This is a genomic window from Bradyrhizobium sp. LjRoot220 (assembly GCF_964252915.1).
Taxonomy (GTDB): domain Bacteria; phylum Pseudomonadota; class Alphaproteobacteria; order Rhizobiales; family Xanthobacteraceae; genus Bradyrhizobium.
Map to the genome: position 1 here is coordinate 469002 of NZ_CAXUPS020000002.1, position 13450 is coordinate 482451.

The 13450-nt window shown below is 63.2% G+C and carries 12 protein-coding genes; 5 read left to right on the plus strand and 7 right to left on the minus strand.

Annotated features, from left to right (window positions below; all coding sequences use genetic code 11):
* The first annotated feature begins 74 nt into the window (after window positions 1–74).
* Together ACSQ84_RS10565 and ACSQ84_RS10570 are read left to right on the plus strand one after the other, a co-directional pair.
* A complete protein-coding gene (locus ACSQ84_RS10565; protein ID WP_436211605.1) occupies window positions 75–695 on the plus strand; it encodes a 2-hydroxychromene-2-carboxylate isomerase in 621 nt (206 codons plus the stop codon).
* Entirely contained in the window at window positions 695–1669 is a 975-nt protein-coding gene (locus ACSQ84_RS10570) for an NADPH:quinone oxidoreductase family protein (protein ID WP_436211606.1), read from the plus strand. The genes ACSQ84_RS10565 and ACSQ84_RS10570 overlap by 1 nt, the downstream gene beginning before the upstream one ends.
* A 54-nt stretch (window positions 1670–1723) precedes the next feature.
* On the opposite strand, the gene ACSQ84_RS10575 is transcribed toward ACSQ84_RS10570, so the two are convergent.
* The 7 genes from ACSQ84_RS10575 to ACSQ84_RS10605 form a co-directional block, all read right to left on the minus strand.
* Window positions 1724–2143, minus strand: a complete 420-nt coding sequence (locus ACSQ84_RS10575; RefSeq protein WP_436211607.1) for a hypothetical protein — start codon at window positions 2141–2143, stop codon at window positions 1724–1726.
* A gap of 215 nt (window positions 2144–2358) precedes the next feature.
* Window positions 2359–3015: an esterase/lipase family protein gene (locus ACSQ84_RS10580; protein WP_436211608.1), complete on the minus strand. Its 657-nt coding sequence runs from the start codon at window positions 3013–3015 to the stop codon at window positions 2359–2361.
* A 70-nt stretch (window positions 3016–3085) separates the two neighbouring features.
* Window positions 3086–3976, minus strand: coding sequence for a crotonase/enoyl-CoA hydratase family protein (locus ACSQ84_RS10585; protein ID WP_436211609.1), 891 nt, complete (start codon window positions 3974–3976; stop codon window positions 3086–3088).
* 151 nt (window positions 3977–4127) lie between these two features.
* A complete protein-coding gene (locus ACSQ84_RS10590) occupies window positions 4128–5543 on the minus strand; it encodes an amidase (RefSeq protein WP_436211610.1) in 1416 nt (471 codons plus the stop codon).
* Entirely contained in the window at window positions 5536–6708 is a 1173-nt protein-coding gene (locus tag ACSQ84_RS10595; RefSeq protein WP_436211611.1) for a M20 aminoacylase family protein, read from the minus strand. Before ACSQ84_RS10595 ends, ACSQ84_RS10590 begins: the two co-directional genes overlap by 8 nt.
* 5 nt (window positions 6709–6713) lie before the next feature.
* Window positions 6714–8243, minus strand: a complete 1530-nt coding sequence (locus tag ACSQ84_RS10600) for a M81 family metallopeptidase (protein WP_436211612.1) — start codon at window positions 8241–8243, stop codon at window positions 6714–6716.
* Between the two features lie 165 nt (window positions 8244–8408).
* Window positions 8409–9539, minus strand: a complete 1131-nt coding sequence (locus ACSQ84_RS10605; RefSeq protein WP_436211613.1) for a M20/M25/M40 family metallo-hydrolase — start codon at window positions 9537–9539, stop codon at window positions 8409–8411.
* Between the two features lie 394 nt (window positions 9540–9933).
* Here ACSQ84_RS10605 and ACSQ84_RS10610 point away from each other — a divergent pair, with 394 nt between their 5' ends.
* From ACSQ84_RS10610 to ACSQ84_RS10620, 3 genes are all read left to right on the plus strand, one after another.
* Window positions 9934–11514 carry an ABC transporter substrate-binding protein gene (locus ACSQ84_RS10610; protein WP_436211614.1) on the plus strand — a complete coding sequence of 527 codons (1581 nt, stop codon included), beginning with the start codon at window positions 9934–9936 and terminating at the stop codon, window positions 11512–11514.
* Window positions 11515–11584: 70 nt separating this feature from the next.
* Window positions 11585–12526, plus strand: a complete 942-nt coding sequence (locus ACSQ84_RS10615; RefSeq protein WP_436212265.1) for an ABC transporter permease — start codon at window positions 11585–11587, stop codon at window positions 12524–12526.
* Window positions 12526–13449 (plus strand): ABC transporter permease, encoded by a 924-nt coding sequence (locus ACSQ84_RS10620; RefSeq protein ID WP_436211615.1) that lies wholly within the window; start codon window positions 12526–12528, stop codon window positions 13447–13449. Before ACSQ84_RS10615 ends, ACSQ84_RS10620 begins: the two co-directional genes overlap by 1 nt.
* Window position 13450: the final 1 nt, after the last annotated feature.

Genomic DNA, 13450 nt, shown 5'->3' on the forward strand with positions numbered 1-13450 from the left:
CCGCCGCTGCGCGACGGCACCTCAGGATGACGGGAAAAATAGAAACGACAAATACGATAATAAAAGGAAACCCCATGATCGAATTCTTCTTCGACTGTTCCAGTCCCTGGACCTATCTCGCCTTCCACAACATCCAGCCCCTCGCCAAGGAACTCGGCGTCGAGATTTCGTGGCGGCCGATTTTGGTCGGCGGCATCTTCAACACCGTCAACCCGAGCGTCTACGCCTCGCGCGAAACGCCGGTGCCGCTGAAGGCGCGCTACATGAAAAAGGACCTTGCCGACTGGGCGCGCTCCGCGGGTCTTGCGATCAAGATGCCGCCGACGGTGTTTCCGGTGAACAGCGTCAAGGCGATGCGCGGCTGCATCTGGCTGGGTCAAGAATCTAAACAACAGATGGTACCGTTCACGCGCGCAGTGTTCGAGGCTTATTGGGGCGCCGACAAGGACATTTCGCAGGACTCGGTGCTGACGGAAATCTGCAAGAGCGTCGGCGTCGATCATGTCAAGTTCTTTGCCGGGATCGGCGAGCAGGCGATCAAGGACCAGCTCAAGGCCAACACCGATGAGGTGATGGCGCGCGGCGGTTTCGGTTCGCCGACCATCTTCGTCGGCAAGACCGACATGTACTTTGGCAACGACCGGATGCCGCTGATCCGCGAAGCGGTGCTGCGCCTGCAAGAGAAGGCCGCCTGATGCCGAAGGCTGTTGTCTGCCGCGAGCTCGGCCCACCCGAGAGTTTGCGTCTCGAAACATTCGACGCCGCAGCGCTGGCGCCGGGGCAGGCGCGCGTTGCGATCAAGGCCGCCGGGATCAATTTTCCGGACATTCTGATGGCGGCGGGCGAATACCAGCTCAAGCCGCCCCTGCCGTTCACGCCTGGCGTTGAAGCCGCGGGCGACGTGGTCGAAGTGAACGACGCCGCGGGTGTCGAGGTCGGTGACCGAGTGATCGTCAAGATGCGCCATGGCGCCTATTGCGACGAGGCTGTCGCCACGCCGTCACAGCTCGTGCCGTTGCCCTCGACCTTTGATTACGCTGAAGGTGCGACGTTTTTGGCCGGCCATGGTACGGCCTATCATGCGCTGATCGATCGCGGGCAGATTCAGCCGGGCGAAGTGCTGCTGGTGCACGGCGCCGGCGGCGGCGTGGGTCTTGCGGCGGTCGAGATCGGCAAGTTGCTCGGCGCCACCGTGATCGCGACGGCGTCGAGCGACGAAAAGCTTGATATTGCCAAGGCGAGGGGCGCCGATCATCTGGTCCGCTACGACCAGGAACCGTTCCGCGATGCGGTCAAGCGTATCACCGATGGCCGCGGCGCGGATGTCGTGTTCGATCCGGTCGGCGGCGAGGTGTTCGAGAACAGCATGCGCTGTATCAACTGGGGCGCGCGGCTCCTGGTCATCGGTTTCACCGGCGGCATCGGGGTCGCCAAAACCAATTTGCTGATGATCAAGGGCGCCAGCGTGCTCGGGGTGCGCGCCGGCGAAGCGGTGCGGAAAAATCCGGCGCTCGGCGAGGTCAGGATCAAGGCGCTGTTGGGCTGGGCGGAAGCCGGAAAGATCCGGCCTAACATCTCGCACCGGCTGCCGCTGGAAGACTACGCCCGTGCGATGCGGCTGTTGATCGAGCGCAAGGCAATCGGCCGGGTGGCGCTGACGATGGAGTAATTGTCTTGCCCACGAAGGCGGGGCATTCGGGACTCCGTGACGGTTAACCGCGCTTCATCGGCTCGCCTGCGCGTAACCCAGACAGGTCCGGACCATCTGTCCGCAGACGGCATCCCGCGCGTTGCCGATGTCGGTGGCCCCGGCATACTGCACTTGCGTGACCTTGCCGGCGATGAAACGAAGCTGAACCCGGCAATAGCCGGTGGGAGCCTGGCCGCCGATGTTGAAGCCGGGCGGAACTGTGAACGTCGGCGGCGCCACGCCGCCCGGCGGAGTAGCGGTGTGCTCATACATCCAGATTTCACCGGGACCGTCCTTGGCCGTACCGTTCGGAAGGCCCGCGCACATCCGGATCGCTGACCGATCGAGGCCGACCAGGCTCGCTCTGCCGCGCTGCGCCCATTCGGCTTCCCGCTCGGCGCAGCCGGCGAGGACGAGCGGGGTGAAAACGAGCATCCGCAGGCGGTGGCGCATCGGTATCGGTTCCCGTGACTTGCAGCCACCCTATCGCAGCGCGATCTTGCAATGCAGCAACGGCGCCGCGCTGCTCCATGCACAACCGGCATGGATCAAAAAATGGTCTGGTACGTTCCGGCGCGGCCGCTGACGTGTGGCAAGCCCGACCTGCACGCTCTGCTCGACCTCGCCGCGTACTCGTGGAGAGCATTACCTTGCCCAGCGCGCTGAACTTACGGCCTGCTGAATCCGCCATCGCTCAAAAACGCAATCGTCTGCCCGATCGCCAATTTGTTCGTCGGCAGCAATGGATGCGACGTTCCGATCACGATGTGGTCGGCCATGCCATCGAGTTTGGTGTTCTCCACCGACACCCTGCCGTCATGCGGCTTCGGCAGGAACAGCGAAGACGTCGGATCGACCGATCGGTTTCCCGCGATGATGCCGACGGGGTAATCGACCGCGGGAAACAGCGCGCAGGTAGCGGCATCACGCTCGGTCACGAGTTGCTGCCCCGCAGGCCCGAACCAGGCACGGTAGAGCGTAACGTTTTTCAGCCGATCGGCGAGCTCGCTGCCGCCATTGGGTGTGCCGAGCATCACCACACGGCCGAGGTGCTGCGGCCGGTGTTGGGCTATGTAAATGCGGGCCAGCAGGCCACCCATCGAATGTCCGACGAAATGAATCTGGCCCTGGGTGTCTGCGGTGAATTGCGCGATGGCGGGATGGATGCCCTCCGCCAGCGCTTCGAGCGCATGATGGCGGCTCGCATAGCCGGCATTGAGTGTGGCGAAGCCGGCGGCCTCGATCGCCGCTTGCATCTTTCGAAATGAGCGGTGTGTTCTGCTGATGCCGTGCAGCAGGACGACGCCGTCGTTTTTGGCGCTCACGGCTCCAGACTCAGGACGTCGAGATCCCGGGTTCGACGCTTCGCGTCGCCCCGGGATGACGGCTTCGCCGTCACTTATACTCCCGCTCGTCCCACCAGGGGTAATAGTCGGGCATGTCAGACGAAACCTTGTTCTTGAATTGCGCGGGGCGCTTTTCGAGGAACGACACCACGCCTTCTTTCACGTCCTCGGAACGTCCGCGGGCATAGATGCCGCGGCTGTCGATCTTGTGGGCCTCCATCGGATCGTCGGCGCCCATCATGCGCCACATCATCTGGCGGATCAGCGCCACCGAAACCGGCGCGGTCTTGGCGGCGATCTCCCTGGCGAGCGCGCGGGCGGTCGGCAGCAATTCATCCGGCGGCACCACCTTGCTGACGAGGCGGCCGGCAAGCGCTTCCTGCGCCGGGAACACGCGGCCGGTGTAGCACCACTCCAGGGCCTGGGCGATGCCGACCAGGCGCGGCAGGAACCAACTCGAGGCGGCTTCCGGCACGATGCCGCGCTGGGAAAACACGAAGCCGAAGCGAGCGGCCTCAGAGGCGATGCGAATATCCATCGCCAGCTGCATGGTGACGCCGATGCCGACCGCGGGACCATTCACCGCTGCGATCACCGGCTTCAGGCACTTGAAAATCCGCAGCGTCACCTGTCCGCCGCCATCGCGCACCTGCGGATCGCTGTAATCGACACTGCCGTCAGCCAGCCGCTTGACCGGCCCGCGCCGCGCGTCGCGATCGAATGTGTTGGCGCCGGAGGACAGATCCGCACCGGCGCAGAAGCCGCGGCCCGCGCCGGTCACGATGATGGCACGGACGTTGTCGTCCTTATCGGCCGCGTCGAACGCGTCGATCAATTCCTGCTGCATCGTGCCGTTGAAGGCGTTGAGCTTGTCGGGCCGGTTCAGCGTGATGGTGAGAATCTGCTCGGCGACCTCGTACTTGATCGTCTCATACGCCATGGGTGATTTCCTTCCTGGTGTTTCGTTTTTAATTTTTAGCCGTCATTCCGGGGCGTCGCAAAGCGACGAACCCGGAATCTCGAGATTCTCCGATGTGCAATAGCACATCGTAGTTCGATCCTGCGCATCGCCCCGGAATGACGGATAGAGTTTACTTCTTCGGCGGGGTCGGCCACGGCTTTTGCGGGCCACGCAGGCCTTCGAATGCCTTGGCCATGCCGAGCACGCCGAGATCATCGAAGCGGCGGCCGACGATCTGCACGCCGATCGGAAAGCCCTTCTTGTCGTAGCCGCCATTGATCGAGACGGCCGGGTTTTCCGACATATTCCACGGGACGGTATAGGCGATGTGCTCGAACGGCATTTCGGGGTCGTTGACCGGGGACGCGAATTCGGCCGGGAAGTTCACCACCGGTGATACCGGAGAGACCACATAATCGAAATCGCAGAACAGTTTTGCCGCGGCGGTGCGGATCGCCATGGTGGCATTGAAGCCTCTGATGACATCAAGGCCTGAGAGCTTCGCGCCGGCTTCCGCCCATTGATGGATGTAGGGCAGCATCTTGGCGCGCTCCTCCGGCGCCAGCCTGGAAATATCGTCCCAGCTCCGCGCGCGAAAGAAATTGTCGACCCCGTCGAGCATTTCGCGCGTCAGTATGCCGTCGATTTCGGTGACGACGGCGCCGGCGGATTCGAAGGCCTTGGCAGCCTTGACGGCGACCTCGCGCACTTCCTTCTCCAGCGGCTGGCCGGTGCCGGCATCGAGCATCAGCCCGATCCGCACTTTGCGCGGCGACTTGTCGAGCGCCTTCCAGGCGATTTCATGCGCGGGCAGGCTCATGCCGTCGCGCCGGTCGGGCCGCGACAGCACGCTCATCATCAGCGCCGCATCGTCGACGATGCGGGTCATCGGCCCCGCGACGCGGCCGACATAGAAGGGCTCGATCGGAATGCGCCCGAGACTCGGTTTCAGCGCGACCAGGCCGCACCAGCAGGCCGGCAGCCGCACCGAGCCGCCGATGTCCGTGCCGAGATGCAGCGGGCCGTAACCGGCCGCACCTGCGGCACCGGCGCCGGAGGACGACCCGCCGGGGTTCTTGCTGAGATCCCAGGGATTGCGGGTGAGGGGATGGAAGCTGGAAAGCCCCGACGACAACATGCCGTAATCCGGCATCGTGGTCTTGGAGAAGATGATGGCGCCGGCTTCGCGCAGCCGCGCGGCGGGGGGCGCGTCCTTCGGCGACGGCACGTGCTTGACGCTGGCGGCGCCGAGCGGGGTTGGCTGGTCCTTGGTGGCGATGTTGTCCTTGATGGTGGCGGGCACGCCGTCGAGCGTGCCGACCGGCTCGCCCTGGTGCCAGCGATCGGTCGAGGCCTTGGCGGCAGCGCGCGCGCCGTCGGGATCAAGCAGATAGAGCGCCTTGATGTGGGGCTCCCACGCTGCGACGTGGGCGAGCACTTCCTCCAGCACCTCCGACGGCGAGAATTGCTTGGCGCGGTAGCCCGCAAGAAGGTCGACGGCGGAAAGGTCGTGCAGTGAGGTGACTTCTTCTTTGGTTTTATGCATGCGCACCTACCGGCATACGGGTCTCGATGATGCGCGCGAACATGCTGGCGCCGATCGGCAGGATCTTGTCGTCGAGGACGTAACCGGGATTGTGGACGGGCACCGAGCCTTCATGGCCGACCCAGAAATAGGCGCCGGGCACCGCCTGCATCATGTCGGCGAAGTCTTCGCTGCCCATCTTCGGCTCGGTGCGGGTGATCACCTTGTCCGGATCGACCACCGTGCGCGCCACGGCCGCAACGATCTGCGACTGTTCTTCCTGGTTCACCAGCACGCTGAAAATGTCGCGGATGTCGGCATTGATCTCGCACTGGAACGCGGCGGCGATGCCGGCGCAGATCGCGCGCATGCGCTCGCGGATCAGCGCGCGCACGCCGTCGTCGAAAGCGCGGACGGTGCCGCACAATTTGGCCTGGCCAGGAATGACGTTGTAGGCGGAGCCGGCATGGATCTGCGTGATCGACAGCACCGCGGGATGATGCGGGGGGACGTTGCGGCTGACGACGGTCTGCAGCGCCTGGGCGAGCGTCGTGGCAATGATGACGGCGTCCTTGGAGCGTTCCGGCATTGCGCCATGCGCGCCATAACCGTCGATCGTGATATCGAAGAAGTCGGCGCCTGCCATCGCCGGGCCCGGCAGGATCGCGATCTCGCCATGGTTCAGGTCAGGCGCGTTGTGCAGTCCGTAGACCTCGTCGCAGGGAAACTTCTGGAACAGGCCGTCCTTGATCATGGCGCGGGCGCCGCCGAGGCCTTCCTCGGCGGGCTGGAAGATGAAGTGCACGGTGCCGTCGAAATTCTTGGTCTCGGCGAGATAGCGTGCGGTGCCGAGCAGCATGGTGGTGTGGCCGTCATGGCCGCAGCCGTGAAAGCGGCCGGGAATGGTCGAGCGCCAGCGCAGGTTGGTGTTCTCTTCCATCGGCAATGCATCCATGTCGGCGCGCAGACCGATCTTCATGGCGCCCGTGCCCTTGCCCTTGAGCACGCCAACCACGCCGGTGCCGCCAAGGCCGCGATGCACCTCGATGCCCCATTGCGTCAGCTTGTCGGCGACGATGCCTGATGTGCGGACCTCCTCGAAGCCGATTTCCGGATGGGCATGCAGATCGCGCCTGATGGCGGTGAGTTCTTCGGCATAGCCGTCGATGCGTTCGATGGTGGGCATGTCTGTTATCCGGTTACGGTTGAACGAAATTGACTTGAAGGTACAAAGGCTGGGCCGTTCGGCTTGATGCGGATGCCCGGACGCAGCCGCGTCCAGAGCAAAGTCGCGGTATCCGCCGGCATCGCGCCGGGGGCGGCGCAGATCAGCAGCTTTTCAGCGATCGGCTCAAAGTCGGCGCGGAAATGCACCGAACTCTTGTTGACCAGGATCGCCTGCTCGGTCGGCTCGATCCCGACATAGCGGTACATCGCCTGATCGGCGAGCTGCGCCTTGTAGGAACTCACGACCACCCTGACGTCGCCGATGCGCAGGCACGCCGATGGCCCCATCTCCATGTCGCGGCCGCGATAATAGGGGCCGGTTGCCATGAAGTTGCCGTCCGACAGCTTTTCGACGACGAAAGTTTCCTGATACGGCGCATCGCCCGGTATGCCGGACTTGCCGCCGAGCGAAAGCGTGACGGTGGCGCCGACGCCCGCGGCATGCGCAGCCGTCGCCGATTGTGGATCATGGATCACACCGATGGCGGCGCGGGTCGCCTTGTTACGGACCAGCGCGCGCAGCATGCCGGTGGTGTCGGAATCGCCGCCGGCGCCGGGATTGTCCTGGGTATCGGCGATGACGATCGGCTTCTTCGCGTTCTTCGCCAGCTCCATGGCGTGGCGCACGCCCTCATCGGGCGTATAGATGTGGCCGTCGAAATCGTCCTCGTGGCCTTCGATCAGCGCCACCAGTTTGTCGGCGGCAGCATCCGCATCGGCCTGCGTTGCGCCATAGGCGAATACGCTCGGCCCGCAATGCCGGAAATCGGCGGCCGGAAATCCCGGCGCGAACGACAGCGTCGGCACGGATGCGCTCTCCAGCGCCGCCAGCTTCTGATAGATGCCTTTGGTGGGCTGGTCGACGGTGCATTGCCAGCTGATCGGGATCAGGAACGGCAATTGCCGGAAGGCTTTTGCGAACCGCGTCTTAGTCTCCAGCATCAGGGCCAGATGCTTTGCGCAGGCGCGGCCGGTGTCGGCCATGTCGACATGCGGATAGGTGCGGTAGGCAATCAGCGCATCCGCATGCTCCATCATCTCGGGCGAGACATTGGCATGGAGGTCGAGGCTCACGACCAGCGGCAGGTCCTTGCCGATCACCTTGCGCACGCGGGCGAGCGTTTCGCCTTCGCCATCGTCGTAATGCTCGGTGACCATGGCGCCGTGCAAATCGAGATAGACGGCATCGATCGGCCCGGCGGCGGCGATGCCGTCGACCATCTCCTTCATGATCCGTTCGAAGGCATCCCTGGTGACATGCGCCGATGGGACGGCCGCTGCCGCGATCGTCGGTACCAGCTCCCAGCCGTTGGCTTCGGCGGCTTCCACGAAACCGGCAAGGCCGACATTGATCTTGCGCATGACCTTGAGCACCTCAGTGCCATGCGACATCGACGGCCAGCCGCCACCGTGAACGAAATCGTCATAGGTCGCCTTGGTCGGCGCGAAGGTGTTGGTTTCGTGCAGAAAGGCGCCAACGGCGATGCGGGTCATCTATGTTCTCAGCGGGTGCGAATGTTGGGATGACGTTAAGCGCGTCACTGCCGCAAGCGCAAGCCGCGGAGCAATTCCGTTTTGCATGGAGCGTGGGCGTTAGTAATGGGCCCCGTCATTGCCTGCGACAAACGCGAAGCGTTTGCGCAGGGGAGCGAGGCGAGCTCACGACAGCGTCGCCAGCAAACCCGCCATCAAACGGCCGCGCTCTGCGAGACTGTCGACCTCGATGTGTTCGTTGAGCGTATGGGCATCGGCACCACGAACACCCAGCCCATCAAGGGTCGGGATACCCATCGCGCCGGTAAAATTGCCGTCGGAGCCGCCGCCGGCGCTGGCATGCGGCAGCTCGAGGCCCAGGCTCCGGGCTACGTTGCGCGCCTGTTCGTAGAGCGCCATCGTGCCGGCGTCAGGCTCCCACACCGGGCGGGTCACGCCACGGGTAACTTTGAACGAGACGTCATTGCTCGTTCCGGAAAGCGCGAGCATGCGTTCGACGCCGCGATCGAGATCGGCCTGCCGCTTGGCCATGCTGAGCGCCTCACCGGTGCAGGTGGTGGCGACGCAGTTGACCCACTGACCGCCGTGCACGATGCCGACCGAGAAGGTGCAATCTTCCGTCGTCATGGCGTCGATGGCGATAATCTGGCGTGCCATCTCGCGGATCGCGGAACGGCCGGATGAGAGCGTGGCACCGGCATGGCTCGGCTTGCCGGTGGCTTCGAGATTGAAACGGGCAATGGCATATCGCCCGGTGACAACGCCGTTGTTCGCGCGACCCGGTTCAGGCACTAGCACATATCTGTTGCGCCCGGCCTCGGCTTCGATGATGTCGCGGGTCGATGGTGTGCCGACCTCTTCGTCCGGCGTGAACAGCACCGTGATCGGCAGCGGCGTCGTGAACGAGGCGCGCGCCAGTTGCCGGATCGCTTCGAGCGTGAGGTAGTTGCCGCCCTTCATGTCGAAGATACCGGGGCCGTAGCATTTGTTGCCCTCGCGCCGCCACGGCAGCCTTTCAAGCGTCCCGACCGGATGGACGGTGTCGAGATGGCCCGCGATCAGAATTCCGGGCTCGCCTTGCTTCGGGTGAGGGAAGCGCGCACGGACGCAGCCGGCAAAGCTCTGCCGCCCGGTGATGCGTTCGATGGTCGCACCCATGATAGCCATTTCGCGCGCCGCAAGGTCGAGCATCCGCTCGACCGCAACCGCATCCCAGGTCGGGCTTTCGCATTCGACCCAGGTTCGTAGCCCCTGCAGCATGGCATCGGAATCGAAGGGAAGGTTGGCAGGATTCATCTGGATTCTCCCGGTTCGGCCGGAATGTTGGGCTCGGTGCCGATGGCCCGGTACGAGAAGGATCGGCGGCGAATTTGTAAAGGGAAAACATGCCGCCGTCAGACTTTCGCAGTGCCGGATCGGGAGCTCGGGAATTCTGGCATCATTCTTGATTGTAGATTTTTGACTAGGCGTGTTGGCGGAGTTGAACAGGGCCAATCCGGCCGGCGGAAGCCGGCCGTGGAGGGACCTGTCCGGATAGCTGTCCTGTCCTGCCTGAGCGCCGGCGTCACCAGTGTCGTCGGGTCAAAAGGGTGTTGTGAAGCTGAAGATCGACCCTATAGTCCGGTCAGAAACTGGGCAGGGGCCTGAACAATAGGCGTTCGGGCGTCGAGACGACAACGGAGGTGAAGGAATGAACGCGTTGAGAAAAACAATTCTGGCGGCGACTTGTGTTGGCAGCCTCGTGGCCGCGGCAGCGCCTGCGCTTGCGCAGACCACGTTGCGCGCCGTCATGCACTCGGACCTGAAGATCCTGGATCCGATCTGGACCACCGCCTACATCGTCCGCAACCACGGCTACATGATCTACGACACGCTGCTCGCGCAGGATGAAAAGGGCGAGATCAAGCCGCAGATGGTCGAGAAGTACGACACCTCGGCCGACAAAAAGACCTACACTTTCACGTTGCGCGAAGGCCTGTTGTGGCACGACGGCAAGCCAGTGACGTCGGAAGACTGCATTGCCTCCATCAAACGCTGGGCGGTCAAGGACTCGCTCGGTCAGAAAATGATGACCTTCGTTGCTTCGATCGATGCGGTCGATGCCAAGACTTTCACCATCAAGCTCAAGGAACCGACCGGCCTCGTGCTGCTGGGTCTGTCGAAGCCGTCCTCCAACGTGCCGTTCATGATGCCCAAGCGCGTCGCCGACACCGATCCGAACAAGCAGATCGAGGATTTCACTGGTTCCGGCCCCTTCGTCTTCGTCAAGGATGAATGGAAGCCCGGCGACAAGACCGTTTACGTCAAGTTCGACAAGTACAAGCCGCGCTCCGAGCCTGCCTCGAGTCTCTCGGGCGGAAAGGTCGTCAAGGTGGATCGCGTCGAGTGGCGCGCCATTTCCGACGCGCAGCAGGCGGTCAACGCGCTTTCCAAGGGCGAGATCGATCTCATCGAGGCGCCCAGCCACGACCTGCTTCCAACCCTGAAGAAGGATCCGAACGTAAGTGTGGTCGTGTCGCCGCTGGCGAAGTTGCAATACGTCTTCCGGCCGAACACGCTGCACAAGCCTTTCGACAATCCGAAAATCCGCCATGCGTTGTGGTATGCCTTCAATCAAGAAGACTTCCTGATGGCGACCATCGGTGACGAGAACTACATCAGGCCGTGCAAGGCGCTGTTCATCTGCGACACGCCGTTCGCCACCACCAAGGGAATGGACGGGCTGCTGACCTCCAACGCCAAGAAGGCGCAGGAGCTGCTGAAGGAGGCGGGCTACGACGGCACGCCGGTGCTGCTGATGCACTCCACCGACCTCAAGACCCTGACCAACCTTGCTCCGGTGGCGAAATCGCTGATGGAGAAGGCGGGCTTCAAGGTCGACATGCAGTCGATGGATTGGCAGACGCTGGTCGCCCGCCGTGCCAAGAAGGATCCGCCGGAAGCCGGCGGCTGGAACGCCTTCCTCACGGCCTGGGTCGCCGCTGACGTGATGAACCCGATCTCGACGGCCTACGTGAACGCGGCTTGCGAGAAGGCATCATTCGGCTGGCCCTGCGACGAGAAGCTGGAGAAGCTGCGCGACGACTTTGCCCGAGAGACCGATCCCACCAAGCAGAAGGCAATTGCCGAAGCGGTACAGCAACGCGTCGTCGAGTTCACGCCGGAGATTCCGATCGGCGAGTACGTCCAGCCGGTTGCCATGCGCAAGAACGTCAAGGGGTACCTGATTTCGCCGGTGCCGGTGCTCTGGAACGTCGAAATCACCAAGTGATGTAACGTAACGACGACGGGCGGCGGTTCGCCGCCGCCCGTTCACTTTCAGGACCTGCGCTTTCATGTCGATGTATGGCTACCTGTTCCGGCGACTGCTCGGCACCATCCCCGTGATGCTGGTGGTTGCGGTCTTTATCTTCCTGATGCTGCGGCTGACGCCGTCGGATCCGGCGGCGATCATCGCCGGCGACAATGCCACGACCGAGCAGGTGGCGCAGATCCGCAGCCAGCTCGGCCTCGACCGGCCAATGATCGAGCAGTTCGTGATCTGGTCGGGCCGGGTGCTAACCGGCAATTTCGGCGAAAGTTTCTTCTTCAAGAAGACGGTGGCCTCGCTGATCGGTGAGCGGATCGAGCCGACCCTGTCGCTCGCCTTGTTCACGATCCTGATTGCGATATTTGTCGCTGTTCCACTCGGTGTACTGGCGGCGCACCGGCACGGTTCGTGGATCGACCGCATCGTGATGGGTTTTTCGGTGCTCGGCTTTTCCGTGCCCGTGTTCGTGGTCGGCTATCTCTTGATCTATTTGTTCGCGGTCTATTTGAATTGGCTGCCGGTCCAGGGTTATCAGCGATTCTCGGAGGGGGTTGGCGGGTGGGCGCAGCGGCTGATCCTGCCGTCGGTAACCTTGTCGGTGATCTATATCGCGCTGATCGCGCGCATGACGCGCACCAGTCTGCTGGAAGTGCTGTCGGAGGATTATATCCGCACCGCGCGGGCCAAGGGACAGTCCGAGCGAAAGGTGCTGTTCCGTCACGCGCTGCGCAATGCGGCCGTTCCGATCGTCACGGTGATCGGACTTGGCGTGGCGCTCCTGATCGGCGGCGTGGTCGTCACCGAAAGCGTGTTCACGATCCCAGGCCTTGGCCGACTGACGGTGGACGCGGTGCTGGCGCGCGACTATCCGACGATCCAGGCCGTCATTCTGCTGTTTTCGTTCGTCTACGTCATGATCAACCTTGCGGTTGACATGGTCTACACCATTCTCGATCCCAGGATTCGCTACTGATGGCCGACGCAACGATCCTTGAACCCGCTTTGCCGGCGAGCCCGGCCAAGCCCGCAGCGTATCGCAAATTGCTGCGCAACCCGGGCGTGATGTTCGGCGGCGCCATCATTGCGATCGTATTGCTGATGGGGCTATTCGCGCCCTGGCTCGGAACCATCGATCCGACCGCGATCAGCCCGATTGCACGAAACAAGGTCCCCGGCGCGGAAATCACGATGCGGACGGACACCGGCGAACGCTTCAAGATGATCGCCAAGTTCGGCACGGACGGCCTGGGACGTGACGTCTATAGCCGCGTGGTCTATGGCGCACGCGTCTCGCTCTTTGTCGGCATAACGGTGGCGTTGATCAGCGTCGCCTGCGGCCTGTTCATCGGTCTGCTCGCCGGCTTCTTCCGCATTCTCGACGCCATCATCATGCGGATCATGGACGGGTTGATGGCGATTCCGGCCATCCTGCTGGCGATCGCCATGGTGTCGCTGTTCCGTTCCAGCGTGTGGACCGTCATCATCGCGATCACCGTTCCCCAGATTCCCGGCGTCGTCCGGCTGGTGCGTTCGATCGTGCTCAGCGTGCGCGAAGAGCCCTATGTCGAAGCCGCGGTGACGCTTGGCACTTCGACCCCGAAACTGCTGTGGCGGCATGTGTTGCCCAACACCATCGCGCCGATGATCGTGCAGGGCACCTTCATCTGCGCGTCCGCCATCCTGATCGAGGCCATCCTGTCCTTCCTCGGCATCGGCGTGCCGCCGGAAGTGCCGACCTGGGGCAACATCATGGCCGCGGGAAGAGAGGTGTTCAGCCTGTTCCCGCACAACATCATCTATCCCGGGGTGTGCCTTGCGCTCACGATCCTTGCCGTCAACACGCTTGGCGACGGATTGCGCGATACGCTCGATCCCAAAATGGCGAAGCGGGTGTGAT

Bases quoted from the DNA above. Each gene is read 5' to 3' on its own strand.
- ACSQ84_RS10565 (WP_436211605.1), top strand. From the start codon at position 75: ATGATCGAATTCTTCTTCGACTGTTCCAGTCCCTGGACCTATCTCGCC.
- ACSQ84_RS10570 (WP_436211606.1), top strand. From the start codon at position 695: ATGCCGAAGGCTGTTGTCTGCCGCGAGCTCGGCCCACCCGAGAGTTTG.
- ACSQ84_RS10575 (WP_436211607.1), bottom strand. From the start codon at position 2,143: ATGCGCCACCGCCTGCGGATGCTCGTTTTCACCCCGCTCGTCCTCGCC.
- ACSQ84_RS10585 (WP_436211609.1), bottom strand. From the start codon at position 3,976: ATGGCGTATGAGACGATCAAGTACGAGGTCGCCGAGCAGATTCTCACC.
- ACSQ84_RS10590 (WP_436211610.1), bottom strand. From the start codon at position 5,543: ATGCATAAAACCAAAGAAGAAGTCACCTCACTGCACGACCTTTCCGCC.
- ACSQ84_RS10595 (WP_436211611.1), bottom strand. From the start codon at position 6,708: ATGCCCACCATCGAACGCATCGACGGCTATGCCGAAGAACTCACCGCC.
- ACSQ84_RS10600 (WP_436211612.1), bottom strand. From the start codon at position 8,243: ATGACCCGCATCGCCGTTGGCGCCTTTCTGCACGAAACCAACACCTTC.
- ACSQ84_RS10605 (WP_436211613.1), bottom strand. From the start codon at position 9,539: ATGAATCCTGCCAACCTTCCCTTCGATTCCGATGCCATGCTGCAGGGG.
- ACSQ84_RS10610 (WP_436211614.1), top strand. From the start codon at position 9,934: ATGAACGCGTTGAGAAAAACAATTCTGGCGGCGACTTGTGTTGGCAGC.
- ACSQ84_RS10615 (WP_436212265.1), top strand. From the start codon at position 11,585: ATGTATGGCTACCTGTTCCGGCGACTGCTCGGCACCATCCCCGTGATG.
- ACSQ84_RS10620 (WP_436211615.1), top strand. From the start codon at position 12,526: ATGGCCGACGCAACGATCCTTGAACCCGCTTTGCCGGCGAGCCCGGCC.